The organism is Kribbella lupini, assembly GCF_039529595.1.
Classification (GTDB): domain Bacteria; phylum Actinomycetota; class Actinomycetes; order Propionibacteriales; family Kribbellaceae; genus Kribbella; species Kribbella lupini.
Genome location: NZ_BAAANC010000004.1, coordinates 226923 through 253358, shown reverse-complemented (window position 1 = coordinate 253358; position 26436 = coordinate 226923). Strand labels below are relative to the sequence as shown.

Annotated in this window: 28 protein-coding genes and 1 pseudogene; 19 read left to right on the top strand and 10 right to left on the bottom strand. The window is 70.6% G+C overall.

Translation table 11 applies throughout. The features are described from left to right. Positions 1-202: 202 nt before the first annotated feature. The 3 genes from ABD235_RS34305 (at position 203) to ABD235_RS34295 (ending at position 2599) form a co-directional block, all read left to right on the top strand. Positions 203-1048, top strand: a complete 846-nt coding sequence (locus ABD235_RS34305; RefSeq protein WP_344181828.1) for an alpha/beta fold hydrolase — start codon at positions 203-205, stop codon at positions 1046-1048. 4 nt (positions 1049-1052) lie between these two features. Further along, entirely contained in the window at positions 1053-1616 is a 564-nt protein-coding gene (locus ABD235_RS34300) for an NADH-quinone oxidoreductase subunit B (protein ID WP_344181825.1), read from the top strand. 269 nt (positions 1617-1885) lie between these two features. Next, the gene (locus ABD235_RS34295; RefSeq protein ID WP_344181823.1) at positions 1886-2599 is read left to right on the top strand and encodes an NADH-quinone oxidoreductase subunit C; all 714 of its coding nucleotides are present in this window, start codon (positions 1886-1888) and stop codon (positions 2597-2599) included. On the opposite strand, the gene ABD235_RS34290 is transcribed toward ABD235_RS34295, so the two are convergent. Beyond that, complete coding sequence (locus ABD235_RS34290; protein WP_344181821.1) at positions 2600-3790, bottom strand: NAD(P)H-binding protein; 1191 nt, start codon at positions 3788-3790, stop codon at positions 2600-2602. Positions 3791-3871: 81 nt separating this feature from the next. On the opposite strand from ABD235_RS34290, the gene ABD235_RS34285 reads away from it, so the two are divergent. After that, positions 3872-4822 (top strand): complex I subunit 1/NuoH family protein, encoded by a 951-nt coding sequence (locus tag ABD235_RS34285; RefSeq protein WP_344181819.1) that lies wholly within the window; start codon positions 3872-3874, stop codon positions 4820-4822. 1439 nt (positions 4823-6261) lie between these two features. On the opposite strand, the gene ABD235_RS34280 is transcribed toward ABD235_RS34285, so the two are convergent. The 4 genes from ABD235_RS34280 to ABD235_RS34265 all read right to left on the bottom strand — a co-directional run bounded on the left by ABD235_RS34280 (position 6262) and on the right by ABD235_RS34265 (position 9690). Next, on the bottom strand, positions 6262-7383 hold the full coding sequence (locus ABD235_RS34280) for an ABC transporter permease (protein WP_344181817.1): 1122 nt from the start codon (positions 7381-7383) through the stop codon (positions 6262-6264). 83 nt (positions 7384-7466) lie between these two features. Beyond that, positions 7467-8129 carry an ABC transporter ATP-binding protein gene (locus ABD235_RS34275; protein ID WP_344181815.1) on the bottom strand — a complete coding sequence of 221 codons (663 nt, stop codon included), beginning with the start codon at positions 8127-8129 and terminating at the stop codon, positions 7467-7469. Beyond that, on the bottom strand, positions 8126-9175 hold the full coding sequence (locus tag ABD235_RS34270; RefSeq protein ID WP_344181812.1) for an efflux RND transporter periplasmic adaptor subunit: 1050 nt from the start codon (positions 9173-9175) through the stop codon (positions 8126-8128). Before ABD235_RS34270 ends, ABD235_RS34275 begins: the two co-directional genes overlap by 4 nt. Then, positions 9172-9690, bottom strand: coding sequence for a hypothetical protein (locus tag ABD235_RS34265; protein ID WP_344181810.1), 519 nt, complete (start codon positions 9688-9690; stop codon positions 9172-9174). Before ABD235_RS34265 ends, ABD235_RS34270 begins: the two co-directional genes overlap by 4 nt. A 132-nt stretch (positions 9691-9822) precedes the next feature. Between ABD235_RS34265 and ABD235_RS34260 the strand changes: the two genes are divergently transcribed. From ABD235_RS34260 to ABD235_RS34210, 11 genes and pseudogenes are all read left to right on the top strand, one after another. Further along, the gene (locus ABD235_RS34260) at positions 9823-10479 is read left to right on the top strand and encodes a response regulator transcription factor (RefSeq protein ID WP_344181808.1); all 657 of its coding nucleotides are present in this window, start codon (positions 9823-9825) and stop codon (positions 10477-10479) included. Next, entirely contained in the window at positions 10476-11681 is a 1206-nt protein-coding gene (locus ABD235_RS34255) for a sensor histidine kinase (protein WP_344181806.1), read from the top strand. Before ABD235_RS34260 ends, ABD235_RS34255 begins: the two co-directional genes overlap by 4 nt. 42 nt (positions 11682-11723) lie before the next feature. Next, positions 11724-12068, top strand: coding sequence for a YciI family protein (locus ABD235_RS34250; protein WP_344181804.1), 345 nt, complete (start codon positions 11724-11726; stop codon positions 12066-12068). After that, the gene (locus ABD235_RS34245) at positions 12058-13248 is read left to right on the top strand and encodes an RNA polymerase sigma factor (protein ID WP_344181802.1); all 1191 of its coding nucleotides are present in this window, start codon (positions 12058-12060) and stop codon (positions 13246-13248) included. The genes ABD235_RS34250 and ABD235_RS34245 overlap by 11 nt, the downstream gene beginning before the upstream one ends. 30 nt (positions 13249-13278) lie before the next feature. Further along, positions 13279-14028 carry a methylenetetrahydrofolate reductase gene (locus tag ABD235_RS34240; protein WP_344181800.1) on the top strand — a complete coding sequence of 250 codons (750 nt, stop codon included), beginning with the start codon at positions 13279-13281 and terminating at the stop codon, positions 14026-14028. Between the two features lie 208 nt (positions 14029-14236). Further along, positions 14237-14452 (top strand): annotated as a pseudogene (locus ABD235_RS34235) (4Fe-4S binding protein); the annotation flags it as partial. A 149-nt stretch (positions 14453-14601) separates the two neighbouring features. After that, on the top strand, positions 14602-15102 hold the full coding sequence (locus ABD235_RS34230; protein ID WP_344181798.1) for an NADH-quinone oxidoreductase subunit J family protein: 501 nt from the start codon (positions 14602-14604) through the stop codon (positions 15100-15102). Beyond that, positions 15102-15416 (top strand): NADH-quinone oxidoreductase subunit NuoK, encoded by a 315-nt coding sequence (gene nuoK / locus ABD235_RS34225; RefSeq protein WP_344181797.1) that lies wholly within the window; start codon positions 15102-15104, stop codon positions 15414-15416. Before ABD235_RS34230 ends, nuoK begins: the two co-directional genes overlap by 1 nt. Then, complete coding sequence (locus ABD235_RS34220) at positions 15413-17176, top strand: NADH-quinone oxidoreductase subunit 5 family protein (protein ID WP_344181795.1); 1764 nt, start codon at positions 15413-15415, stop codon at positions 17174-17176. The genes nuoK and ABD235_RS34220 overlap by 4 nt, the downstream gene beginning before the upstream one ends. Beyond that, positions 17173-18687 (top strand): complex I subunit 4 family protein, encoded by a 1515-nt coding sequence (locus tag ABD235_RS34215; protein WP_344181793.1) that lies wholly within the window; start codon positions 17173-17175, stop codon positions 18685-18687. The genes ABD235_RS34220 and ABD235_RS34215 overlap by 4 nt, the downstream gene beginning before the upstream one ends. Beyond that, positions 18684-20135, top strand: a complete 1452-nt coding sequence (locus ABD235_RS34210; protein WP_344181791.1) for an NADH-quinone oxidoreductase subunit N — start codon at positions 18684-18686, stop codon at positions 20133-20135. Before ABD235_RS34215 ends, ABD235_RS34210 begins: the two co-directional genes overlap by 4 nt. Before the next feature lie 37 nt (positions 20136-20172). Here the strand turns inward: ABD235_RS34210 and ABD235_RS34205 are convergent, their stop codons facing one another. Continuing rightward, complete coding sequence (locus ABD235_RS34205; protein ID WP_344181789.1) at positions 20173-20787, bottom strand: hypothetical protein; 615 nt, start codon at positions 20785-20787, stop codon at positions 20173-20175. 10 nt (positions 20788-20797) lie between these two features. Beyond that, positions 20798-21109 carry a hypothetical protein gene (locus ABD235_RS34200; RefSeq protein WP_344181787.1) on the bottom strand — a complete coding sequence of 104 codons (312 nt, stop codon included), beginning with the start codon at positions 21107-21109 and terminating at the stop codon, positions 20798-20800. Between ABD235_RS34200 and ABD235_RS34195 the strand changes: the two genes are divergently transcribed. Then, positions 21108-21491: a hypothetical protein gene (locus ABD235_RS34195; RefSeq protein WP_344181785.1), complete on the top strand. Its 384-nt coding sequence runs from the start codon at positions 21108-21110 to the stop codon at positions 21489-21491. The genes ABD235_RS34200 and ABD235_RS34195 overlap by 2 nt on opposite strands. A gap of 150 nt (positions 21492-21641) precedes the next feature. Here the strand turns inward: ABD235_RS34195 and ABD235_RS34190 are convergent, their stop codons facing one another. After that, positions 21642-22436, bottom strand: a complete 795-nt coding sequence (locus tag ABD235_RS34190; protein ID WP_344181784.1) for a DUF5709 domain-containing protein — start codon at positions 22434-22436, stop codon at positions 21642-21644. 120 nt (positions 22437-22556) lie between these two features. After that, a complete protein-coding gene (locus ABD235_RS34185) occupies positions 22557-23204 on the bottom strand; it encodes a DUF8129 domain-containing protein (RefSeq protein ID WP_344181782.1) in 648 nt (215 codons plus the stop codon). Between the two features lie 117 nt (positions 23205-23321). Between ABD235_RS34185 and ABD235_RS34180 the strand changes: the two genes are divergently transcribed. Both ABD235_RS34180 and ABD235_RS34175 read left to right on the top strand, forming a co-directional pair. After that, positions 23322-23843 (top strand): GNAT family N-acetyltransferase, encoded by a 522-nt coding sequence (locus ABD235_RS34180; protein ID WP_344181780.1) that lies wholly within the window; start codon positions 23322-23324, stop codon positions 23841-23843. After that, positions 23840-24406: a nucleotidyltransferase domain-containing protein gene (locus ABD235_RS34175; RefSeq protein WP_344181778.1), complete on the top strand. Its 567-nt coding sequence runs from the start codon at positions 23840-23842 to the stop codon at positions 24404-24406. The genes ABD235_RS34180 and ABD235_RS34175 overlap by 4 nt, the downstream gene beginning before the upstream one ends. A 42-nt stretch (positions 24407-24448) precedes the next feature. On the opposite strand, the gene ABD235_RS34170 is transcribed toward ABD235_RS34175, so the two are convergent. After that, positions 24449-25318, bottom strand: coding sequence for an arylamine N-acetyltransferase family protein (locus tag ABD235_RS34170; protein ID WP_344181776.1), 870 nt, complete (start codon positions 25316-25318; stop codon positions 24449-24451). 94 nt (positions 25319-25412) lie between these two features. Here ABD235_RS34170 and ABD235_RS34165 point away from each other — a divergent pair, with 94 nt between their 5' ends. Next, positions 25413-26432, top strand: a complete 1020-nt coding sequence (locus tag ABD235_RS34165) for a lactonase family protein (protein WP_344181774.1) — start codon at positions 25413-25415, stop codon at positions 26430-26432. Positions 26433-26436: the final 4 nt, after the last annotated feature.

Here is a 26436-nt window from a genome sequence, read left to right as displayed (position 1 = left end):
GGGGTGCACGTGATCGGCTGAGGCTGCGGTCGGAGGCGGTCTGACCATCAGGCCCGGGGCACCTGATCGACTGAGGGTGCGGTCGAAGAGCGGGTTGCCCGGCGGCGACGCCGCCAGGGCTCCGGGGCGACGATTCCCCCCTCCCACCCCCAAGTCCTGGGGTTTGGGCTGCCGGTCACCGGTACCTGATTAGCTGGTGGTTGTGCTGACCAGTGCTGAGGTGGACGGGTTTCGGTTGGCGTACGACCGAGCAGGCGACGGGCCGGCCGTCGTACTGCTTCATGGTTGGCCCGGTGATCGGTCCGATTATCGCCGGCTGGCGCCGATGCTGGTCGACGCCGGGCGTCAGGTGGTGATGCCGGATCTGCGCGGCTTCGGGGACTCGGACAAGCACCAGGTCGACGGTCAGTACGACGCCGTCGCGCAGGGGCGGAGCGTCCTCGGGCTGATCGACGAGCTCGGGCTGGATCGGCCGGTGCTCGTCGGGTACGACATCGGCAGCCGGATCGCGCAGGCGATCGCCAAGGCGCAGCCGGACGCGCTAGGCGGGCTGGTGGTCGCGCCGCCGTTGCCCGGGATCGGGACGCGGGTGTTCGGGGAGCGGGCGCAGGCGGAGTTCTGGTACCAGCCGTTCCACAAGCTGCTGGTGGTCGAGGAGCTGATCGACGGCAGGCCGGACGCCGTACGGGCCTATCTGCTGCACTTCTGGACGCACTGGTCCGGGCCGGGCTTCGAGCCGGAGCTGGATCAGCTGGTCGAGAAATACTCGGTGCCGGGCGCGTTCACGGCGTCGATCAACTGGTACCGGGCGGGTGCGGGAGCAGTCGCGGCGTCGGTCGCCGAGGTCGTGCCGGAGCCCGCGCGGCGGATCGGCGTACGGACTTCGGTGGTGTGGCCCGAGTTCGACCCGCTGTTCCCGCGGGAGTGGTCGGACCGGCTGGACGACTTCTTCAGCGACGTGACGCTGCGATTCGTCGACGGCGTCGGGCACTTCGCGCCGCTGGAGTATCCGGAAGTGCTCGCCGAGGAGGTTCTGAGACTAGGCTGACGCCATGGCTGATCACGCGGTGCACCTGCCGATGCCGACGGTGCGGCCGGCTGTGGGTGCGCTCGCGAGGCTGGCGCCCGAGCCGGTGCGGTACCTGCTGAACTGGGGACGCAAGTACTCGCTCTGGGTGTTCAACTTCGGGCTCGCCTGCTGCGCGATCGAGTTCATCGCGGCGTCGATGGGCCGGCACGACTTCATCCGGCTCGGCGTGATCCCGTTCGCGCCCGGCCCGCGGCAGGCCGACTTGATGGTCGTCTCGGGCACGGTCACGGACAAGATGGCGCCGGCGATCAAGCGCCTGTACGACCAGATGCCCGAGCCGAAGTACGTGATCTCCTTCGGCTCCTGCTCGAACTCCGGCGGCCCGTACTGGGACTCGTACTGCGTGACGAAGGGCGTCGACCAGATCATCCCGGTCGACGTCTATGTGCCCGGCTGCCCGCCGCGACCGGAGGCGTTGCTGCAGGGAATCCTGAAGCTGCAGGAGAAGATCGCCGGCGAGAACGTCACGTCACGCTACGAGCCGTCCGCCCAGGCCCTGACCCGCGGCCTGGTGAACCCCCAGTGAGCGAAGAGCAAGAGGGCGCCCTGGAGCAGCCGGCGTCGCCGGAGCCTGGCGCCGCCGGGCGGGTCGATCAGCCGGACGCCGCAAGCGCTAAGCAACCGGGTACGGCGGCCGCCGACGGCGCTGCGTCCCGGGAGGGCGGAAGTCCGAAGCAGGCAGAGGCCGGCGCCGCGCGGGTCGAGCAGTCGGGTGCTGCAATCCCCGAGAGTGCGAGCCCGGAGCAATCGGCGCAGCCGGAGGCAGGACGACCCGAGCAGTCCGGGGCTGGGCACATGCTGACGGCCTTGACCGAGGCCGGGATCGCGGCGACGGGGTCCGACAGTTTCGGCGTACCGACGGTCGACGTACCGGCTGACGCCTGGGTTGCCGCGCACGAGATCCTGCGTGACGAGGTCGGGCTGATCTTCTTCGACTTCCTGACCGCGAGCGACGAGCTGACCGACGGGTTCCGGCTGGTGACGCACCTGGCCGACTTCTGGGGCGGCGCGCACGTCGAGCACCTGCTCGTCCGCACGCTCGTCCCGCGCGCCGGCGCCGCGCTGCCGACGCTGTCCGAGGTGTACGCCGGCGCGAACTGGCACGAGCGCGAGACCCACGAGATGTTCGGCATCGACTTCCCCGGGCACCCGAACCTGGTCCCGCTCCTGCTCCCCGACGAGTTCGAGGGCCACCCCCTGCGCAAGGAGTTCGTCCTCGCCTCCCGCGTGGCGAAGCCCTGGCCCGGCGCCAAGGAACCCGGCGAGTCCGACCACGCCCCCAAAACCGGCGCCCCCTCCCGCCGCCGCACCCTCCCACCCGGCGTCCCCGACCCGGAGACCTGGGGCCCCCGCCCACCCGGTTCCCCCGACCCGGACCCGCTCGCCCCGGCCCAAGCCGCCTCGACCCCCGCCCGCCCGCGGCGAGCCGGCGCAGCAGGCGAACGCCGTACCCGCAAAGCAGCTCCCACCGCACCGGCAGAACCCACCACCCCGCCGGCCGAGAGCTGATCAGTTCACCGGTTCGGTGTAGTAGAAGACCTCCTCGCGGGTGATCTTGCCCTTGGTGACCGTGTAGAGGGACAGCTTGGTCGTCTCGGGTTCCTCGCCGGCGAAGTGGAAGGTGAAGCGGGCGGCGAAGTGGTTTGGTGAGACCAGCGGGCCGAGGATGTCGACCGTGGTGATCTGGTGGCCGCCCAACGCCCGTACCGCGTTCTCCATGATCGCGACCTGCCCGACCAGCTCCCCGGCGTACTCCGACGGAGAGACCCGTACGACGTCCGCCGCCTGCAACTTCGTCCCCCGCGCGAACTCCCCGGTCCGGAACGCTTCGACAAACTCCGCCGCGACCTCCTGGGTCGACAACACCCGGAACTCGTCGCGGTGCTCATCCACCCATTCCTGGTAGGTCCGGCCGGGCCGCCCGGTCAGTTCGGCGTACGTCGAGTGCACCGGCTCAGGACTGTCCACCAGCGACTCCCAGTACCGCAGACCCGACTCGACGAACACCGGATCCGCGCCGGCGGCGAGCATCGCCGCGCGGGCCTGCTCGGCCGACTGCTCCTCGACCTGGATCTCCCGCCCGACCGCCGCGCCGATCGCCGCGACCTGCTCCGCCTGCGTCAGCACCTCCGGCCCGGTCAGCAGGTACTTCTTCCCGCTGTGCGACTCGTCCAGCAGCGCGAGTACCGCGACGTCCGCGATGTCCCGCTCGTGGATCAGCGAGCGGCCGGCCTTCGGCGACGGCATCGCGACGGGCTCGCCTGACCGGATCTCCTCGGCCCACTCCAGCGTGTTCGTCGCGAACCCACCCGGCCGCAGGAACGTCCAGTCGGCATCCGACTCCGCGAGCAGCTCCTCGACCTGCCCCCAAACACCGTTGAGCGACGCCGGCTGCGCGTCGTCCACGTTCAGCGCCGACAGGTACACGACCCGCGCCACCTGCTCGGTCAACGCCGCGACCACAGGCGCCGCGCCGTCCGCGCTGTACGACGGCCAGAGCAGGAACGCCGCCTCGGCTCCCGCCGCAGCCTTCCGTACGGTTTCCGGCTCGGTGATGTCGCCCGCAACCACCTCAACCCCATCCGGCAGCCCGGCCAGCAACGGTTGCCGGACCAGCGCCCGTACATCGGCGCCGCGCGCCAGCAAGCCGTCGACGACGTGCCGGCCGACGTTCCCGGTGGCCCCGGTGACCAGAATCATGTGCTGCTCCTTCGCTCGGTTGTCCCCAGCCTTGGCCCTCAACATTGGTTGAGGTCAAGCCGGAGTCGGTAGGGTGCGCACATGCTCGAGTTCGTACTGCGGGTCGTCGGCGTGCTGGTCGCGTTCCTGGTCGCGCCGCTGGTGGTCGGTCAGGCCGAGCACAAGGTGATGGCGCACATGCAGTCGCGGCTCGGGCCGATGTACGCCGGCGGGTTCCACGGCTGGGCGCAGCTGGTCGCGGACGGGGTCAAGTTCGTCCAGAAGGAGAGCGTCACGCCGGCCGCCGCGGACAAGCGCGTGTTCGAGTGGGCGCCGGTCGTCGCGATCCTGCCGTACATGGCCGCGCTCGCCGCGATCCCGATCGCCCCCGGCATCGTCGGCGCGGATCTCGACGCGGGCCTGTTCTTCGTGCTCGCGGTGATGAGCATCGGCGTACTGGGTTCGCTGATGGCCGGCTGGGCCAGCGGCAACAAGTACAGCCTGCTCGGCGGTCTGCGCGTCGCCGCCCAGCTGATGAGCTACGAGCTGCCGTTCGTCCTGTCGGCCGCGAGCGTCGCGGTCGCCGCCGGGACACTGAGCTTCACCGGCATCGTCGAGCAGTGGAGCCCGCTGTGGTTGCTTTGGCAGCTGCCCGGTCTCGTGGTCTTCTTCATCGCCGGCCTCGCCGAGCTGCAACGCCCGCCGTTCGACATGCCGGTCGCGGACTCCGAGGTGATCTTCGGCCCGTACACGGAGTACACCGGCCTCCGCTTCGCGATGTTCCTGCTCGCTGAGTACGCCGGAATCGTGGTCCTCGCTGCGTTGACAACGGTCCTGTTCCTCGGCGGCTGGAGCGGCCCGGGCCCGGACTCGATCGGCTGGATCTGGGCCCTGCTGAAGATCGCGATCGTCTCCCTGGTGGTGATCTGGGTCCGCGTCGCCTTCCCGCGGCTGCGCGCCGACCAGCTCCAAAAGCTCGCGTGGCAGGGCTTGGTGCCGGTAGCGCTCATCCAGCTCGCGCTCACGGGCGCCGGAGTGATCGTCTTCTTCTGAGCTGTCGCCGGACGACGGACAGCGGCCGCCGCCGGCGAAACTGTCCGGCAACCTTGGCTGGTCGCTCGACCGCCGCAGGTGCTCGGCAACTCGCCCTGCCCGCCCGCGTCGCCCCGGGGCCGCCCCCGCCCGCCCTGCCCGGGCCCTGCCTCGCCCGCGCCGCCCGGGGGCCTGCCCCGCCCGCCCGGGGGCCTGCCCCGCCCGTCCGGGGGGGGGTCTGCCCCGCCCGCGTCGCCCGCGCCTGCCCCGCCCGGCGCGCCTGCCGACCGCCGTGCACCCGCCCGCACCCCGCCAAGCACACACCCGTCCACTCGTCTGCCGCACGCTCGCCACCCCGTTGCGCAGTAACCCCCATCTCGCCGCGAGCACGCCCGATCTCGCGCACGCACGCCCGAGCCGCCGCACCGCGGCCGCCCACCCGCTGCGGCAGGCCTGCGAGCCGACGCTCGCCGGGTCCTGGACCGCCGAAGCGATCACCAGGCCGCGGGTGACGCCGGCCGGAGCGCCGCATTCGAGGGTCGGCGTGACGAGCTCGCTGCCGCAACCCGCGACACCATCGGCGTCGATGGTCCGCCTCGTCACCTGCTCAGGCTGGGGACGGCGGCCGCCGTGCCCTGGTACCGGTCGGCACCGTGATCATGTCCAGCCCGGCGTTGATCGACGTCCGGATGTCGCTGGCGGAGTCACCGGCAGCGCCGAGTCAGTCGGTCCCGGCGCCGAAGGCGGACGCGCACCACTCACCAACCTTCCGTCGGTCGATAATGCCAAGCGTGACGGAGTCGCGGATCGGGTAATGGCGGAAGGTTAGTGAGTGGTGGACGGTCGCGAGCACGCGGTGGCCGACGGGCCCGTGCGTGTGCGGCGCCCGGCCGGCGGCTCAGCAACCACCACCCCCTGCACGTCCACAGCACCGGCCGCATTGGCCACGGCGGAGGCGGGCGTTGTCGAGCCCGGCGGCTCAGCAACCACAACACGCCGCGCGTCCACAGCGCCGACCGCGCCGACAACGGCGGGGCGCGGCCGTCGTCGAGCCCGGCGGCTCAGCAACCACCACACCCCGCACATCCACAGCGCCGACCGCACCGGCAACGGCGAGGGGCCGTCGTCGAGCCCGGCGGCGAGTCTGGGGGCACTGTTCGCGTTGAGGGCGACGTGCACCGCCCACCAACCGCGCGTTGAGGGCGACGTGCAGCACCCACCAACCTCGCGTTGGCGGCTGAGCCCACGCCTGAGCGGCATCGGGGATCGGGCTGAGTGGCGGGTTGGTGGGTGGTGCACGTCGGCGTACTGGTCAAGGGAGCGCTCGGTCGTGTTGGGCCGACGCCCACCACTGATCAACCTTGCGTCGGGTGCCGAGGCCACGCCTGAGTCGCGTTGGGGATCGGGCGGGGCGGGAGGTTGATCAGTGGTGCGCGTCGGCCGGGCGTTCGGCGTACTGGCTACGGCGTGGCGAGGGCCTCCGTGGGGGATAGGCGGGACGCCCGGATGGCTGGGTACAGCCCGGCTACTCCGCCGATGATCAGCGTGGCGGCGATGCCGCCGGTGACTGCCCAGAGCGGGATCACCGTGAGCCAGCCCTGGTACGCCGCGTAGACGGCGGTGACGCCGCTGCCGAGGGCGGCGCCGCCTAGGCCGCCCAACGCGGACAGCAGGAGCGACTCGGTGAGGAACTGGGTGCGCACCTGGCCGCGGGTTGCGCCGAGGGAGCGGCGGAGGCCGATTTCGGCGCGGCGTTCGAGGACGGAGATCACCATGATGTTCGCGACGCCGACGCCGCCGACGAGCAGGGCGACCGCGCCGAGGCCGAGCAGGAGGCCGGTGAAGGCTTCGCCCGCGGCCTGTTGGGCGGCGAGTGCGTCGGACGGGCGGGAGACCTGGACCTCGTTCGGCGCTTCGGGGTTCGCGGTGGCACCGAGAACGGCGCGGACGGCGTCCACCTGGCGTTCGGCCGAGCGGGTGTAGATCTTCGTCGGGTGCCCGTCGAAGCCGAGCGTGCGGCCTGCCGCCGGCCAGCCGATGAGCGCGGCCGAGTCGAGCTCGGGAGCGAGCGCGGCCGGGGCCAGTACGCCGAGCACGGTGAACCACTCGTCGCCGATCAGCACCTGGGTGTCCGGCCCGGCGCGGGTGATGCCGAGGCGCTCGGCGGCTGCCGCGCCGAGGACGGTCGCCGGGTACGAGCCGGTCGCGGCGTCGAGCCACTTCCCGCTGCGGATCGTGCCGCCGATGGTGTCGAGGAGATCCGTCCTGGCGGCGTACGGGACGATGCCGTTGGTCTCGACGACGGGGATCTTGCCGGTCCGGTACACGTTGGCGTCGTCCACCCGCCCGATCGCGGACTGCGCCCGTACGGGGCCGATCCGGCCGACCATCTTCTCCGCCTCCAGAGGCAGCTCGGCCTGCTCGCCGGTCAACCGGGTACCGGGCTCGACGGTCAGCAGATTGGTGCCGAGGGCATCCAACGTCGCATCCAGCTCGGCCCGCGACGAGGACGAGATCCCCACCACGGCAACCATCGCCGCAATCCCGATGGCAATCCCGAGCGCGGAGAGAAAGGCGCGCATCGGCCGAGTCCTGAGTCCAACCGCTCCGACCTTCAGCACGTCCCCAGGCCAGAGCCGCGCCGGCTGCAACCGGTCCGCGGGCATCAGTGGACCTCCTCGGTGATCAGGCCGTCTCGCATGTGGATCTGGCGGGGGAGGGACGCTGCGATGTCTCGGTCGTGGGTGATGATGACGACCGTCGTGCCGGTGGTGTTGAGGGTGTGGAACAGGTGCATGACGCCGGCGCCGGAGTGGGAGTCGAGGGCTCCGGTGGGTTCGTCGGCGAGGAGGATCGCGGGGTCGCCGGCTACGGCTCTCGCGATGGCTACTCGTTGGCGTTCGCCGCCGGAGAGTTCGTGGGGCTCGTGGTCGAGGCGGTGGGAGAGGCCGACGCGGTCCAGCGCGGCGGCGGCTCGGCGGCGGCGTTCGCGGGAGCGGAGGCCGGAGTACAGCAGGCCGTCGGCGACGTTGTCGATGGCCCGTACGCCGGACGCCAGGTGGAACTGCTGGAACACGAACCCGATCCGGCTCGCCCGCAGCGCCGACAACCCGGCGTCGGACAGCCGCGCGACGTCGTACGAGTCGATGCGGACCGAGCCCGAGGTCGGGCGGTCGAGCGTGCCGAGCACGTTGAGCATCGTCGACTTGCCCGAACCGGACGGACCGACGATCGCGACGAGTTCGCCGGGGTCGATCCGCAGCGACACCCCGCCGAGCGCCGTCACGCCGCCCGGGTACACCTTCGTCACGTCGTCAAGCGCGATCACTTCGGCACCCCCACGGAGTCCCCGGCCTTGATCCCGCCGCCGGAGATCTCCACCCGGCCACCGGCGAACAGCCCGGTCTTCACCGGCACATAGCGCGAACCGCCAGAGTCACTCACCTCGACCCCGAACCCACCCTCGCTCAAAGCGAGCAACGCAGCCACCGGCACGGTCAACACGTTCCGCCGCTCCGAGGCCACGAACGTCACATCGACGGCCGCCGTCGGATAAGCGGCCAGCGCCTTCTGGTTGTCGATGGCAACGATCACCTCGAGCTCGGTGGTCGGCTCCTTGTCCGGCGAGGCCGCCGGCACGATCACCGTCGACACCTTCTCGACCTTGCCCGGCACCACGCTGTCGTCCGGCAGCGAAACACTCACCGCAGCACCCTTCTTGGCCAGCCTCAGATCAGCGGCCTCCAGCCGCACGGTCACCGCCTTCCGGGTCCCGGTGTAGGTGAGCACGGTCTGACCAGGCCCCGCCGGCGCACCGACACGAGCGGAAACGCTGTCCACCCGCACGGGCCCGGCAGCAAACACCACCTGTCCCAGCTCGACAGCCCCTGTCTCCGGCAGCCCCCGGTCCTCCTGCCACTCCTCAACAGCCTCAGCGGTGTTCGCGGTGTACTCGTCATCCACCGTGAACCCGTCGTACCCAAGCGCCGCCAGGTTCTGCTCGAGCTGCAACACGTCCGCCCCCTCGCTGTCGACAGACAGCCGCCGGTACGCCGGCAGCGCGCCGTACATCAAGCTGACCCCAGCGTTGTCGACCGAGTAGAGCGTCTGCCCCCGGTGGAACAGCTGCCCACTCTCCGGCAGCCCGGTCACCGTCCCGGCGCGCCGTCCGACCAGCGTGCTCGTCGTCCCGTAGCCCAGCTCACCGTCGGCCGACTCCGTGTCCTTCAGCGTCTGCTGAGTCACCTTGGCCGTGCTGAGCGGCTCGGTCTGGTCAGCGGCCTGGCTGCTGTCGGTCCTGGTGAGCAGTACGGCGCTGAGCACGCCGCCGGCGGCCAGTACGGCGGCAGCAGTCCAGGTGGTCCGAGACCTCACTTGCCCGCCAGGATGCTCTGGCAGGCGGCCTGCGCCTTCTCAAGGTCCGGGTCCTGGCCGGTCTCCTGGTCGATCATGATGCCGCGCTGACCGGGCTTCGGGTCCGGGAACTTCTCCACGCCGTTCTCCCGCATGCAGGCGGCGAACTTGCGGCCGTTCTCCTCCTGCTGGGGGTTCGGCGCGCCGTCGCCCTGCGGGCTGTACTTGCGGCAGTCCTCCATCGCCTTGTCGACCTGCTCACGACTCAGACCGGACTCGGGCCCGAACTTGAGCTGGATCCCCTTGCCCGGCTCGGGATCGGCGACGTCGAGCCCGTGCTCACGCAGGCACTGGGCGAACTTCACGCCCTTCTCGTCCTGACTGAGGTTCTCCGGACCGGACGAAGATGAGGACGAGGACGAAGCCGAGGCCGACGGCGAGGACGAGCCCGACGCGACCCCGTTGCTCTCCGGCTCACCCCCACAGCCGGTCAGGGCAAGCAGTGCGATGGCAGCCAGCACGGACAGTCGTTTCATGAGTGCTCCTCGGATGGTGGATCGGTGTGCACCAGCCAAGCCAGCGGCCCGTTTCGCGACCGTTTCCACGCTCGCAAACACGGAGGAAACACCGCGGTCGGGGATGATGGCGGCAAAGGAAGGCGGCGAGGCGTGCGGGTACTGGTGGTCGAGGACGAACCGTTGCTGGCGGCAGCCATCGCCGAGTGGCTGCGCGACGAGAGCCACGCGGTCGATCTGGCCGGCGACGGCGCGGCCGCGCTGGACCGGCTGAGCATCAACCAGTACGACGTACTCGTGCTGGACCGCGACCTCCCGGTCGTGCACGGCGACGACGTGTGCCGCCACGTGGTCGAGTCCGGCTTGCCGACCCGCGTGCTGATGCTCACCGCCGCCGCAGCCGTCACCGACCGGGTCGAGGGCCTCGGCCTGGGCGCCGACGACTACCTGACCAAGCCGTTCGCGTTCACCGAGCTGGCGGCCCGGGTGCTGGCGCTGGGGCGGCGCAGCAGGCCGGCCGATCCACCAGTACTGCGCCGGGCCGGGCTGACGCTCGACCCGGCGAGGCACGAGGTCTTCCGGGACCAGCGGTACGTCCCCCTGTCGAAGAAGGAGTTCGCCGTACTGGCCGAGCTGCTCAGAGCGGATGGAGCGACGGTGTCGGCCGAGCAACTGCTGGAGAAGGCGTGGGACGAGCACGTGGACCCGTTCACCGGAGCGGTCCGGCTGACCATCCTCAAGCTCCGCCGGAAGCTGGGCGAGCCCGGTCTGGTCGAGACCGTGACCGGCGTCGGGTACCGGATCCCATGAGCCTGCGGACACGGCTGACGCTGATCTACGGCGGGCTGTTCATGGTGGCCGGCGTGCTGCTGCTGGGCGTCACCTACCTGCTGTTCAGCCAGGAGCTGGGCAAGGACCACCGGGTGGTGATCCGCGGCACCATCAAGACCACCGCCCCGGCAGCGACGCCAAGGCCTCCGTCCGACCAGCTGTTCGTGCTCAACGAGGCCGGCGACGTCCTGACCGGGCCGGAGGCCGAGCGGGTGATGGAGGAGCAGCGCAAGCAGGTCAGGGCCGCCGCAACCCAGTCGCTGCTGGTGCAGGGCGGCATCGCCCTGGTCCTCGTGGGCGGCCTGGCAGCAGGCTTCGGCTGGATCGTCGCGGGCCGCGTCCTCGCTCCGCTGCACCGGGTCACCGACACCGCGCGCCGGATCGCTGCCGCGCCGGCAGCGGGCCGCGGCCTGCACGAGCGGATCGCTCTCGAAGGCCCGGACGACGAGGTGAAGAACCTCGCCGACGCCTTCGACACCATGGTCGAGCGGCTGGACCACTCCTTCGACGGTCAGCGCCGCTTCGTCGCCAACGCGTCCCACGAGCTCCGTACGCCGTTGACGCTCGGCCGCGCGCTGGTCGAGATCGCGATGCACCGCAAGGCCGCGTCGCCCGACGTACGGCAGCTCGGCGAGAGCCTGCTCGAGATCAACACCCGGCACGAGCAGTTGATCAGCGGTCTGCTCGTGCTGGCCGACACGGAGAAGGAGCTGACCGCGGTGTACCCGGTCAACCTGGCCGACGTGATCACCCACGTCGTCGCGCAGCTGACGCGTGAGGCGACTGCTGCCGGCGTACGGGTGACTGCTGAGCCAGGGGACGCTCCGACGGTCGGTGACGCGCTGCTGCTCGAGCGGCTCGTGCACAACCTCGTCGAGAACGCGGTCCGGCACAACGTGGACGACGGGTGGGTGCGGGTGACCAGCCGGACGGTGCCGGGCGGGCGGGTCGAGGTGGAGGTGAGCAACACCGGGCCGGACGTTCCGCCGTACGAGGTGGAGGGGCTGTTCAAGCCGTTCCGGCGGCTGGGCGCGGACCGGATGGTCGGGGCCAAGGGAGCCGGGCTGGGCCTGTCGATCGTGCAGTCGGTGGCCGAGGCGCACAGCGGGACGGTGCAGGCCTCGTCCCGCGACGGCGGCGGGCTGCAGATTGTGGTGTCGCTGCCTGTCGATCCAGGCTGATGCTGTTCGTGTAGTAGGTACAACACTCACCAGGAGGTCGAGATGGCGCAGTACCTGCTCAGCATCTACCAGCCGGACGGCGTGGTGCCGGACGACGAGTTCCTGGCGCCCGTCATGGAACAGCTGTCGGTGTGGAACGACGACCTGCGCCAGGCCGGTGCCTGGGTGTTCAGCGCGGGGCTGCACCCGCCGGAGTCGTCGACCGTACTGCGGCAGCAGGGCGACGAGGTGCTGGTGACCGACGGGCCGTACACCGAGGGCAAGGAGCACGTCGGTGGGTTCACGGTGATCGACGTCGAGGACCTGGACGTGGCACTGACCTGGGCGCGCCGGCTGGCGCAGATCCTGGTCGCGCTGCCGGTGGAGGTTCGTCCCTTTGCCGGTTGATGTGGCGGCGGTGTTCCGGCGCGAGCACGGGCGGGCGGTCGCCGTACTGGCGCGCACGTTCGGGGACCTGGACATCGCCGAGGACGCGGTCCAGGAGGCGTTCGCGACAGCGCTCGAGCGCTGGCCGGAGCAGGGCCTGCCGCCCAGTCCGGCCGGCTGGATCATCACGACCGCCCGCAACCGCGCGATCGACCGCCTCCGCCGGGAGGCGGCTCGCGAGGACAAGCACGCCCAGGCGGCGCTGCTGCACGCCCAGGACGAACCAGTGGAGGAGGGGCCGGTGCGTGACGACCGCCTGCGGCTCATCTTCACCTGCTGCCATCCCGCACTCGCCCTGAACGTCCGAGTGGCTCTCACCCTGCGGCTGCTCGGCGGACTCGGTACGGCGGAGATCGCCCGCGCTTTCCTCGTCCCGGAGCCGACCATGGCCCAGCGGCTGGTCCGGGCGAAGGCGAAGATCCGCACCGCCGGCATCCCGTACCGGATCCCGTACGACGCCGACCTGCCCGAGCGGGTGCGCGGCGTACTGGCGGTGGTCTACCTGATCTTCAACGAGGGGTACGCCGCCTCGTTCGGCGACGACCTGGTCCGCACCGACCTTTGCGACGAGGCGATCCGGCTCGGCCGGCTCCTGGTCGACCTGATGCCCGACGAGCCCGAGGCAGTCGGCCTGCTGGCGCTGATGCTGCTCCAGCACTCCCGCCGTACGGCCCGCACCTCCCAAGGCCGGCTGGTCCCGCTGCCCGAGCAGGACCGCCGGCTGTGGGACCAGCAGCTCATCGCCGAGGGCCAGGACCTGGTACGCCGCTGCCTACGCCGCGACCAACCAGGTCCGTACCAGCTCCAAGCAGCCATCAACGCCGTCCACAGCGACCCACCGACGGACTGGTCCCAGATCGTCCAGCTCTACGACCACCTGCTCGCCCTGACCCCCACACCGGTCGTGGCACTCAACAGAGCCGTCGCCGTAACCGAGCTGCACGGCCCAGCCGAGGCCCTGGCCCTGGTCGACGCCCTGGACCTCAGCAGCTTCCACCTCTTCCACGCCATCCGCGCCGACCTCCTCCACCGGCTGCAACGACCAGCCGAGGCCAGAGCCGCTTGGCAGTCAGCATTCGACCTCACCGACAACGCCGCCGAGCAGGCGTTCATCCGGCACCGCTTGGCCGCCCTCGACTAACGGCCAGGTCCACCGCATAAGGTCTCGCTCATGGAGCTGATCTGCGAGGTGGAACCGCCGACCCGGCCGGACCTGAAGAAGGTCCGGCACCAGATCGGCGTGATGAGCCCGATCGCCGACGGTTTCCTGATCCCCGACAACCACATCGGCCGCGCGACCGTGTCCAGCGTCGCGGTCGCCAACGAGGTCCAGGCGATGGGGGCCCGGGGCATCGCCTGCCTCAACTCCCGCGACCGCAACCTGCTCGGCCTGCGCCGCGACCTGCTGACGGCGGCGGCGTACGGCGTGGAGCAGTTCCTCTTCGTCCACGGCGACGACCCGAACGAGGGCGGCCGGACCAGCCAGCTGACCGTCCGCACGATGATCGAGGAGACCCGCGCGACCAGCTTCCCGGGCCTCGGCCCGTTCCAGGTCGGTGCGACCGCGCGGCTCGGCAAGGTCCCGACCTGGAAGAAGGAGGCCGACTTCCTCTACGTCCAGGTCAGCTTCGACCTGGACGCGCTGCTGCGCTGGCGCGAGAGCGTCGACCTGTCCATCCCCGTGTACGCCGGGGTGATGGTGCTGGCCAGCGCCAAGATGGCGCAGAACCTGGCCGGCCTCCCGCAGTTGGCGATCCCCGACGGGCTGATCGAGGCCGTCGAGCGGGACCGCGACGCCGGGGTCGAGGCGGCCTGCGAGCAGGTGCTGAAGATCCGGGACAGCGGGGCCTTCGAGGGGGTCCACCTGGTGCCGGTGAGCCGGTACCGGCAGGTCGCGGCCCGGCTCGAACGCGAACTCTGACGCCTGCTCGCGGCGTAACCGGCCGGGACCGGTTAGTGTCAGCGTTCAGGAAACTACTGACGGAGGAGGAGGCGTGGCACTACCCGGCAAGGGTCTGATCGACGGTCTCAAGGTCACCGCGAAGACGCTGTCCCGCCGCGCCGTCACCGAGCAGTACCCGGACGTGCAGCCGGAGCTGCCGCCGCGCAGCCGGGGCGTGATCGCGCTGATGGAGGAGAACTGCACCTCCTGCATGCTCTGCGCGCGCGAGTGCCCGAGCTGGTGCATCTACATCGACTCCCACACCGAGACCGCGCCGTCGGTCGGTGAGCAGGCCCGCGAGCGCAGCCGGAACGTGCTGGACCGGTTCGCGATCGACTTCAGCCTCTGCATGTACTGCGGGATCTGTATCGAGGCCTGCCCGTTCGACGCGCTGTTCTGGTCGCCGGAGTTCGAGTACGCCGAGACCGAGCTGCGCAACCTGACCCACGAGAAGGACAAGCTGCGCGACTGGATGTGGACCGTGCCCGCGCCGCAGCCGATCGACCCGGGGCCGAGCGTCGTGGAGCCGGTGATCGAGCCGGGGAGCGACGAGTGACCACAGCGCTGTTCTCCATCGCGGGGGCGGTGGCGCTGTTCGCGAGCATCATGGTCGTCACCTCGCGCCGGATCGTGCACGCGGCGCTCTGGCTCGTGGTCGCGCTCGGCGCCGTCGCCGGCTGCTTCGGCGCGCTGCACGCCGAGCTGGTCGCGCTGGTCCAGATCCTGGTGTACGTCGGCGCGATCGTCGTCCTGGTGCTGTTCGCGCTGATGCTGACCAAAGCGCCGACCAACCCGCTGCCGGCGCTGACCACGCACCGCAGCCCGTTCGCGGCGATTGTGGCCGGAGTGCTGGCCCTGCTGCTCGGTGCCGGCGTAGTTGTTGCTTTTGGCAACGAAAAGATCGAGCCGGTACCCGACGGGTCGGCGGAAGCGATCGGAAACGCCGTGTTCCGTACGTGGGTACTTCCGTTCGAAGTTCTCTCGGTCCTTCTGCTGGCTGCTCTGATCGGAGCGATCGTCCTCTCGCAGCGGTCGGGCAAGAAGGAGAACTGATGCCACTCGTTCTCCCGCTGCTGCTCGCGGTCGCCCTGTTCTGCCTCGGCGTGTACGGCGTGCTCGCGCGCCGCAACGCGATCACCGTGCTGATGTCGTTCGAGCTGATGCTCAACGCCGTGAACCTCAACCTGGTCGCCTTCGACGCCTGGCGCCTCGACGGCCTGGCCACCGGGCAGACGCTGGCGATCTTCGTGATCACGATCGCCGCGGCCGAGATCGGCCTCGGGCTGGCGATCGTGCTGCTGCTGTTCCGCGGCCACGGGCACGTCGACGCGGACGCGGCCCGCGACCTCCAAGAGGTCGACCGGTGATCGCCACCACCTGGCGCGTGCTCGGCGTCGGCTTCTCGCTGCTGGTGATCCTCAGCGCGATCCTCCTGTACGGCGTGGACCCGCAGGTCACCTCGTTCCCGGGCACCGGCGCCGGCGCCGCGTTCTGGACCTTCGACCTCCGCACCGACGACCTGACCGTGCTGCTGCTGGCCGTCGTCGGTGTGGTCTCGGCCTGCGTCCAGGTCTACTCGATCAGCTACCTGCACGACCGCGTCGCGTCGTACACGGCACTCGTCACGCTCTTCACCGCCGCCATGGTCACCGTGGTGATCTCCGACAGCCTGTTCCTGCTGCTGATCGGCTGGGAGGTGATGGGCGCCTGCTCGTACCTGCTGATCGGCCACTACTGGGAGCGTCGCGACGCCCGCGCCGGCGCGATGAAGGCCTTCCTGGTCACCCGGCTGGGCGACGTCGGGTTCCTGTTCGGCATCTTCGTGCTCGGCCTCGGCTACGGCACCTTCCGGATCTCCGAGCTCGGTGACAGCCCGATCTCCCCGGCGGCGCTGACCACGGGGACCGTGCTGCTGCTGGTCGGCGTGGTCGGCAAGTCGGCGCAGGTCCCGCTGCAGACCTGGCTTCCGGACGCGATGCCCGGTCCCAGCCCGGTCAGCGCCCTGATCCACGCGGCGACGATGGTCGCCGCCGGCGTCTTCCTGATCGCCCGCCTGTACGACGTGTTCGTGGCGGCGGAGAACACGCTCAAGATCCTGGCTGTGATCGCCTGCGTGACGATGCTGTTCGCCGCGCTCTGCGCGATGGCCGCGGTCGAGGTGAAGCGCGTCCTGGCCTGGTCGACGGTCAGCCAGCTCGCGATCATGTTCGCCGGCCTCTCGCTCGGGACGGCGGACGGCCGGCACGCCGCGCTCTTCCACCTGGTCACGCACGCGGCGTTCAAGGGACTGCTGTTCCTCTGCGCCGGCGTGCTGCTGCACCAGGTCGGCAGCGCGGCGTTCGTCGTACTCCGCCGGTACACGCGCCGCGGCGTGCTGCGCAAGGCGATGCCGGTGACGTTCGTGACGATGACGATCGGGCTCGCGGCGCTGGCCGGTGTCCCCGGGTTCGCCGGCTTCTTCTCCAAGGACTCGGTGGTCGAGGCCGCCTGGCACCACGCGCGCGACGGCTCGACGATCGGCTGGGTCGTGCTCGTGTCGGTCTGCCTGACCGCCGCGATGACCGCGTTCTACTGCGTCCGGTTGTGGCTGTGGGTGTTCTTCCGGACTCCCGCGCTGGCCGGCGCGCTCGGCGCGTTCGAGGACGACGACGCGATGGCCGACGCTGAGGACCCCGACACCTCGAAGCTGCGGGACGGATCGTGGTTGATGCTCGGGCCGCTGGTCCTGCTGGCGATCGGCGCGGTCGCGCTCGGGTACGTCGACGGAGTGCACGTGAGCTGGCCAGTGGCCGGCCTGACGACCGCGCTGGCCGTGATCGGCGCGCTCCCGGCGTACTCGCTGTGGCAGCGCGGAGCCGATCCGCGGCCGGTGATGCTCGAGCACGAGCTCGGCTTCGACGCGGCGTACGGGAAGGCTGTGGTCGTGCCGGTGCGGTGGTTCGCGAAGCTGGCCGTCCTGGGTGACCGGGACGTCGTCGGGGGATATGTGCGCGGGTTCGGTCGTGCGGGGACGCTCGCGTCGCAGGGGTTCCGGATGCTGCAGACGGGCAACGTGCAGACCTACCTGACCCTGGCGGTCGCCGGCGTGATCGCGCTGGCGATCCTGGCGGGGGTGATCGGCGCGTGAACGGCGTACTGCTGAGCATCCTCTCGCTGCCGGTGCTCGCCGCTCTGGCGTTGTGGGCCCTGCCGTCGTCGACCGGTGATCGGATCGCGGCGCTGTACGGGTCGGTGATCTCGGGGCTGGTGCTGATCGGCTCGGTCGTGCTGTGGATCGAGTACTTGCAGTCGACCGAGCGCACAGCCCAGGGTCTTGGTCAGTTGCACGCCTTCGCCGAAACAGATCTCACCTGGATCCCGGCGCTGGAAGTTCGCTTCCACCTGGCTGTGGACAGCATCTCGTTGCCGTTGATCATGCTGACCGCCCTGCTGGTCTTCCTCTGCTGCCTCTACTCCCTGCGGATCACCCCACGCGTCGGCCGGACCCGCTCGTTGATCGCGCTGCTGCTGGTGATCGAGACCGGCGTGATCGGCACCTTCGCGGCCGCCGACCTGATCCTGTTCTTCCTGTTCTTCGAGGTCGTGCTGATCCCGATGTGGCTGGTCATCGACATCTGGGGCGACCACCACGACCCGGCCGGACGGCGCCGCGCGGCGACCACGTTCGTGCTGATGACCGTGCTCGGCTCGGCCGTCATGCTGGTCGGCTTCCTGCTGCTCTACCGCACCTCGGGCACCTTCGACCTGGAGCTGCTCGGCCAGATCCCCGTCACCGAGTCGCACGGTACGGCGCTGGCCGCGGCGATCCTGATCGCGCTCGGCCTGGCCGTGAAGATGCCGCTCTGGCCGCTGCACATCTGGCTCCCGGACGCGCACGCGAAGGCGCCGACGGTCGGCTCGGTCCTGCTGGCCGGCGTCCTGCTGAAGCTCGGCAGCTACGGCATGGTCCGGATCCTGCTGCCCGTCCTGCCCGACGCGACCGCGACCATCGCGCCGTACCTGGCCGGTTTCTCCACGATGGCGATCGTCGCGGGGTCGCTGGCCTGCCTCGCGCAGACCGACGTGAAGCGGCTGATCGCGTACTCCTCGGTCGGGCACATGGGCTTCATCGGCCTCGGCATCGCGACGATGTCGCCCGAGGGCGTGGCCGGCGCCCTGTTCGCGAACATCGCGCACGGCGTGATCACCGGCCTGCTGTTCTTCCTGGCCGGCGCGATCAAGGACCGGCACGACACCAGCGACCTGCGCGCGATCGGCCGGGCGCTGTACGCGCGGCTGCCGCGGATCAGCGGGCTGCTGACGTTCGCCTGCCTGGCCTCGCTCGGGCTGCCCGGGCTGGCCGGGTTCTGGGGCGAGATGCTCGCACTGATGGGCGCGTACCGGCCGGCCGACGGCCTGCCGCGCACGACGTACCTGGTGATGATGGCGATCGCCGGACTCGGGACTGTGCTGACCGCGGCGTACTTCCTCCGCCTGATCCGCAACCTCTGCCAGGGCGACCCGGCCGAGTACCCGGCGACCGCGTTCGCCGTCGACCTGAGCCGGATCGAGCTGGTCACCTGGGCGCCGCTGGTCGTGCTGACCGTGGTGCTCGGGTTCTGTCCCTGGCTGCTGCTCGACCACTGGACGTTCCTATGACGATGACCTGGACCGACTGGCAGGCGATCATCGTCCCGCTGGTCCTCGCGGTGGGCGCCGTCGCCGTCCTGATGATCGACAGCTTCTGGGGCGCCGGCTCGTCGCGCTGGCGGCACCTGAGCCTGTCGCTGGTGAGCAGCGGGGCGATCCTGTTCGGGCTCGGGTACGTGGTGACCCAGCAGAACCAGTTCCGTCCCGGCTTCTGCCGGACCGCGGTCGAAGGGCCTGCCGAGTGCAGCCTGATCTTCGAGCCGCTGACCGCCGGGTTGTGGGCCGTGCTGCTGATCGGCGGGCTCGGGGTCGTGTGGCTGTCGGCGTACCAACTGCTCGATCGCGACATCCCGGTGGGGGAGTACCACTTCCTCCTGCTCAGCGCGCTGGTCGGCGCGACGGTTCTCGCCGGCGCGCGGGACCTCGCGACGATGGTGATCGCGCTCGAGGTCGTCTCGCTGCCGAGCTTCGCGATGGTCGCCCTGCGTCGGGATCGCCGCGGGTCGGAGGGTGCGCTGAAGGCCTTCTTCGTCTCGGTCCTGTCGACCGCTGTGATGCTGTTCGGCATCTCGTACCTGTACGGCGTGACGGGGACGTTGTACCTGCAGACGCTCGCCACGCGGGTCCCGGGACTCGATGGGGACCTGCGCCGGGTCGCCTTCGTGGCGGTGCTGTTCGTGGTCGTCGGCTTCGCCTTCAAGATCGCCGCGGTCCCGTTCCACGGCTGGCTGCCCGACACGTACGCCGGTGCGCCCGTCGAGGTCGCCGCGTTCCTCGCCGTCGTGTCCAAGTCGGCCGGTGTCGCGGGGCTCCTGGTCCTGGTCATCTACGGCATCGCGCCCAGTGGCGTCGACCTCCGCCTCGCGCTGGCGATCCTCGCCGCCGTGACGATGACCGTCGGCAACGTCGCCGCGCTGCGCCAGCGCTTCGCCGTCCGGCTGCTCGCCTGGTCCTCGATCGGCCAGGTCGGCTTCCTGCTCGCGCCGCTGGCCGTCGGCGACGCACAGGCCGTCGTCGCGTACTTGGCGGCGTACGTCGTCGTCACCCTCGGAGCCTTCGGAGCTGTCGCCGTGGTTCAGCGCCACCGCCCCGGCGGTCTGCTGACCGACTACCAAGGCATGCTCCGCTCTGAACCAGGCCTGGCCGCCGCTCTCGTCTTCTTCCTGGTCGTCCTCGCGGGCCTGCCGCCGGGCCTGGCCGGGCTGTTCACCAAGCTCGCGGCCTTCCAGTCCGTCATCGACGCCGACCTGCTCTGGCTGGCGATCGTGATGGCGGTCAACGTGATGATCGGCCTGGCCGTCTACCTGCGCTGGGTCGCCGAATTGTTCCGCACGCCGGAGGACACCCCGTTCTCGGTCAACATCGAGAACTCGGCCGTCACGGTCATCACCGCGTGCACGGCGGTCGCCGTCGTGTTCTCGGTGCTGCCGGCAACGTTGTTCGCGCTGCTCAACTAGCGGGCGGACGGGCGGAAGCCGTGTGGCGCGGCTCCTCTCACTCGCTCAGGTGGGGTGCGTTCGGGTGGTAGTGGCGTTGGCGTTCCACCGGTGCGTCGTCGAAGTCGCCGGCGCCGTTGACCACCTCACCCACGCCCAGCTGAACGCCCCGCGCCTTGCCGAAGCCCTTGAGGACAGCGCCCCGATGGTCGGGATCGGGGTGCGTGTGGTCGGCGCCGCCGGCCAGCACGATGTCCTGCGCGGTGATCTGGCCGAGGATCTGACAACCGTCACCGAGCTCGGCGGGACCGACCACCACGGCGCCGCTGCTCAGCCTCGTGCGGTTCCCGACGCTCACCTCGTCGCCACCGGCAACGATCCGGGCGCCGCCCTCGCCGATTCTGCCGTCATCGCCGATGACAACGGATCCGCCCGGACCGACGGCGATGAAAGTCCCGGGCAGCAGCGTGTTCCGGTCGCCCAGCACGCACTCGGCGTCCTCGGCGCACTCGATCACGACCCCGGGATACAGGACGTTTTCCTTGCCCAGCACCACCGCGGTGCCGATCAGCACGGAGTACGGGTCGAGCACCACCGTCCCGCTCTCGGCCAGTTCGAGGATCTCGGCGACCGTCCGGAGTCCGCGGTCGCGCCGCTGCTGGTCAGTGATCACGGGGGAGACCCTAGTCGGGCACGACGATCGTGGAGAGCATGCGGCGCGTGCGGTCGGCGGCGTCCGGCTTGCCGGCGTACCGGTTGAGCAGTTCGCCGTACGCCGTGAAGAACTCGATGAACTCCTCGTCGGAGAGGTTCAGCGCGGTCTGTCGAAAGCTGACGCCGTCGGCCATCGGGTCGATCTCCGGGCGGGCGAGGTACTGGTCGAGGTGCCCGCCGATGCCCGCGACGAACACGGTGAACATCGTCCGCAGCTTGTCGTGGTCGACCTCGGCGTTGTCCGCGTCGCCGGCCTGCGCGTTGAGCGTGTAGGTCCGCATGGCGACAGTACGTGCGAACGGCGCGACGGTGACGGTCGACCTGAGCTGGTGGGAGCGCTTCTTCGCCGCCGGCCGCCCGCGGCTGGTGATCCCGCTCGACGCGATCGCCACAGCCGGCGTCGTCGAGCACCCCACCCGCTGGACCGCCACCCCCGGCGGCCGCTCCGGCCTCGTCGTCACCGGGGTGCTGAAGGTCGGCCGCTGGGGCCTCGGCACCGGCATGCGGTACTTCGTCAGCACCCGCCGCAACCACCCGGCCGTGCGCCTCACGTTGACGCCGGAAGGCGCCGAGCTGATCGGCTACGACGTCGTACTGATCAGCACCCCCGACGCGGCCGAAGTCGTCGCCGACCTGACGCGGGCGGTTGAGCCGGCACGCTGAAGCACGGCGAACAGAGCGGACCCCCGAGCATCGTGCAGGCTCGGGGTCCGCTCTTGTCGGCGCGTGTGCGTGCGCGCGTGCGCTTGCACGTGCCGTGCGTGGGTGCGCTTGGTGCCGTGCGTGCGTGGGCTTATGCGTGCCCGTGTGCCGTCAGCGTTCCTCGTGGAGCGCGGCTTCCTCGGCCGTGAGGCCGGCGGTCGAGCCGGCGTCGTACGCGATCTCGGTGCCTTCGCGGTCGGGATGAGCGCCTTCGTCGGGCGCGACAAGTCGCCCGGGGCGCTCGTCGAGCGTGTCGACTGCGTCGATTCGTCCGGACTGGTTGTCGAACGACTCGCTCGCATCAACCGGGTCGAGTGCGGTTGTGTCCGGCACGGTGTCCTCGGATGGGTCGAGTTCGTCGGAGTCCGTCAGATCGGCTCCGGTGACATCGACCAGTCCATCGCTTGGAGCGCCGGTGAGCCGTCCATCCGGGTCGGGCCCGTCACCGACCGCGTCGGGGCTCGCCGAGAGCCGGTCGGGCGACGTCGTACCGTCCGGTTCTCGCACGCCCGGACCGGCGCCCGGTACGCCGGTGACCTCGGCGGGACTGGCGTCGCTCAGTTCGTCCGGCTCGATGGTGTCGTCGCCGGGGTCCGGGCGGTCAGAAACGTTGGCCGGGTCGGTCGGGTCCTGCGGGTCGGCGGCTTCGGCGTACGGGTCGGGCTCGGGTTCTTCCCGGTCGAGCCGGTCCGCGAGCGGTTCGGCGGTCGCGGCCTCCGCGGGAGTCGTCCCGTAGTCGAGCGACGCGATCGGATGGTCGGCCGGCAACGCCGCGGGATCGGGCCCGTCCGCGACCCGGGCCGACGCGGTGTCGTCGTACGCCGACGAGTCGTCGTCCGCGGTCCCGGGCAGCCCTTCGGCCTCCGGATCGACAACCGGCCTGGACTCGTTCTGCGCTTCGGACACACGAACCTCCTGGTAGATCAACGTGGAAGATGAAGCCCGACCGCCTCGGACTACCGCGGCTGCGCCGGTCGATACTGCTCGCTACCCCTGGTCGGCCAGATCTCCGTGACCGGCGGCCGACTACCGCGGTTGTGACGGGTTGGTCGGGTCTCCGTGGGACGGCGGGTTGATCGCCGGGCCGCGGCTGGCGCCGACCGGTCCCGCACTGTCCGGGGAGTCCGCGACTTCAGGCCGGAGTCCGTCCGTCGAACCGGACGTCGGCGCGGCGCCTCTGCGGAGCTCGTCGCGGCGGTGCTCGAGCAGTTCGAGGACGAGGATGCGCTCGCCGTGGATCTTCTCGTACCCGATCAGCTGCTCCAGTTGCTGGATGTCGAGCGACCGGATCCGCGAGGCCAGCGACCCGAACGGGATGTGGTCGTAGTCGGTCAGCGGCAACGCTGCCTGCGGTGGGGTGCTCATGACCGGCCCCCCCGCCTGCCCGGCAGCGTCGCCATCCAACGAGCCGGAGTCCGAGCTGCCGCCCGACGACCCGTCGTACGGGCTTCCGGCTTCGAGGTGGCGGGACTCACCGGCCGCATCGTGCGGTGCCTCGACGCGGTCGCCGTCGTTGTCCTCGTCCACCCGCAGCGTCTCGCCGGCCGAGTCGACGATCTCGGACTCGCTGGGGTCGGCCGACACCCGCACGTGGTCGTCCACCGAGTTGACCGCCAGCGCGCTCGGATCGACGTCGTCGATGGTCGGCCGGTAGTCGTCGTCGGGCTCGCTCATCTGCTCGCTCCTCGCTCGGGTCGGGATCCGTACGCCCTCGCGGTGCCCACCGCGCCGCGCTGAAAACGCGGAAACCGAACGACCCGAAGGACGTCACCCAGCGCTAGCCTCGACCAGATGATCGAAACCCTCGGCGCAAAAGCCGCGTCGGCCGCCGCCGACGACCTGCGTGAGGTGTACTTCTCCGCCTTCGGAGCCCCCGGGTACGACGAGCCCGCCGAGAGGGCCGACCAGTTCGCCGACGAGCAGCTGCCGACCCACGCCGCCCGCCCCGGATTCAAGCTCGTCGTCGCCCGGTCGGCGGGCGCGATCACAGGCTTCGCGTACGGGTTCACCGGTGAGCGCGGCCAGTGGTGGCCCGACCGCATCGCCGAGGCTGCGCCGGAGATCGCCGCCGAGTGGGTCGGCGGCCACTTCGAGTTCGTCGAACTCGCCGTTGCCGCATCAGCTCAGCGCCAGGGCCTGGGCGCCGATCTCCACGACGCGCTGATGGCGGACCTGCCGCACAGCAAGGCCCTCCTCAGCACGTACACCGGCGACCGCCCCGCGCCGAGGCTCTACCGGCGCAAAGGCTGGCAACTCCTGCTGCCCCACCTGACTCCCACCGCAGCCCTGTACGGAAAGCACCTCACCCGATGAACCGCGACGTCCTTCTCGACTGGGTCACCGAGCAGCTTCGGCAGGACCACCGCGTCCGCGGACTCTGGATCACCGGCAGTACGGCGCGCGGCACGGCCGACGCGTTCAGCGACCTGGATCTCGTGGCGGTCGTCGGCGACGAGGATCCAAAGCGACCGGACGGCAGCGACTCGCACCGTGCGGGCCCCGCCTTCGTCAGCAGTTGGCTGGACGCCGTACGGCAGGCGTTGCCGTTGATCTACCACCAGGTCCTCGAGTTCGGCCCGACGATTGTCGTCAACCACGTCGTGGCCGCGTCGGGGTCGACGCTGCTGCGCACGATGCTGGTGCAGCTGATGGTCGAGTCGGTCGAGGTGGAAGACCGCGGCGGCGCCCTGCACCTGTCGGCACTGCTCGACCCGGAGCACTACCGCACGATCGAGGCCCTTCCTCCGATCGTCGCCACGCGCGAATCCGCGGTCGAGGTCCACCGGGCTTGTGTCGACGCCTTCTTCCCGCTGGCGGAGGACCTCTGCCGTCGTACCGGCGTCACCTGGCCGGACGACTTCGCGACCGCCGTATGACGCCGCCTGGCGCCACTCCTCAGCGGTGGGTGACGCGCCGGCTCACGCCTGCCCTGAGTCGGCTGCGGCGAGGCGAGCCTGGTACGCCTCGTACTGCTCGAGGACCCGTCCCCAGAGCTGCTCCCGATCGCCCTTGTCCAGGTGATGCAGCGGAAGCTGAAACACATCAGCCAACAACTCGTAGTACTCGGCCGCCGTCTCCATCCGCGTCGTGTCCACGCGATCCGCCGAGGTCTCGACGAACTCGATCGACCGCAGCGCCAGCACGCTCTCCGGCCGGCGCAGGAAGGCCGACGCCACCCGCACGAACGGCGAGCCGACCGACGTCGACAAGTACGCGTGCTGCTCCGCGAAGTCGCCGATCCGCGCCGGAGCCGCCTCGAAGTCCATCCCGGCGATCGCGCTGCGCGCATCGTGCTCGAGCCGCCAGCCGGCGGTGATCGACGACGCCCCGAGACCGAACGTGTACGGCGTCTGCCGGCTCGTCCCCACCTCCAGCGGCATCGGCTCGAGGAACCCGTCGCCGAGCCCGGCGTCGACCAGCCAGACGCGCTCCGGGTCGTCCGGCAGTCCGTCGACGGTCAGCACGAGATGCGTACTGTCGACCCGAGGCTCCGGCGCCGACCGCGTCTGCACTCCGCCGCGATGCATGGTGACCCGATAACCGAGCTCTTCGAGCAACCAGGCCAGCGCGCCGTTCATCTGAAAGCAGTAACCGCCGGCCTCCCGCGCGATCATCCGCTCGACGACCGCCTGCTGATCCAGCGGCCCACCGCGCCCGAGCTGGTACTGGATCGACTCGTACGGCACCGACGTCACGAACGCCCGCTGCACCGCGAACAGTCCCTCGACACTGGGCCCCGCCGGAGCCGCCTCCAACCCGATCCGCCGCAGCAACCCCGAGCTCGTCATACGCCGAGCGTACGACCGAAGGCGGCCTCGACCCGACGCGTTGCATGCTGGGACACCGGATGCCGTCGAGTCGCTGACCTGGCAGGGTAGGGGCATGACTTCGGAGCGGATCTATGTGGGCAGCTACACCAGCCAGGACGGTGGCGGGACCGGGATCGGGTTCGGGACCGTCGAGGAGCTGGTGGTCGCGGTCGAGACGGCGGACCCGTCGTTCCTGACCCGGTCGGTCGACGGGCGGTTCCTGTACGCGACCAACGAGCTGGACGCGGGCCGCGTCAGCGCCTTCGCGGTCGGCGACGACGGCTCGCTCGAGTTCCTGAACGACCAGCCCACCGAGGGCGCCCACCCGTGCCACCTGGTGATCGACCCCTCCGGCAACTACCTGCTGAGCGCGAACTACAGCTCCGGCAACGTCGCGATCCACCCGATCGCCGCCGACGGTTCACTCGGTACGGCGACGCAGATCCTGCAGCGCGAAGGCACCGGCCCGAACGCCGAGCGCCAGGAGGGTCCGCACGCCCACCAGGTCACCTTCGATCCGGCGGGCGCGTACGCGTTCGACGTCGACCTCGGGTCGGACACCGTCTACGTCAACACGCTGACCCCGGACGGCCGCCTCGAAGACGTCAGCCGGCTCGAGGTCCACCCGGGCGCGGGACCGCGGCACCTCGTGTTCCACCCGGCGGGCGGCGCGGCGTACGTGATCAACGAGCTCGACTCCACGCTCACCGTCGCCAGCTACGCCGACGGCAAGCTCGCCGTCACGCAGACCGTGTCGACCCGGCCGGACGGCGCCTCGGGAGAGAACTACCCGGCCGAGCTGCTGATCACTCCGGACGGCCGCTACCTGTACGGCTCGAACCGCGGCGACAACACGATCGCCGTGTTCGCGACCGACGCCGACGGGCTCGGCGTCGAGCTGATCCAGACCATCGGCTCCGGCGGCGACTGGCCCCGGCACCTTGCCTTCAGCAACGACTTCACCCGCCTGTACGCCGCGAACGAGCGCTCCAGCACCGTCGCGGTGTTCGAGATCGACCAGTCCAGCGGCGCCCTCACCGCAACGGGGACGCCGCTGTCCTGGCCGAAACCGGTCTGTGTCCTGCCGGTCTGACCAC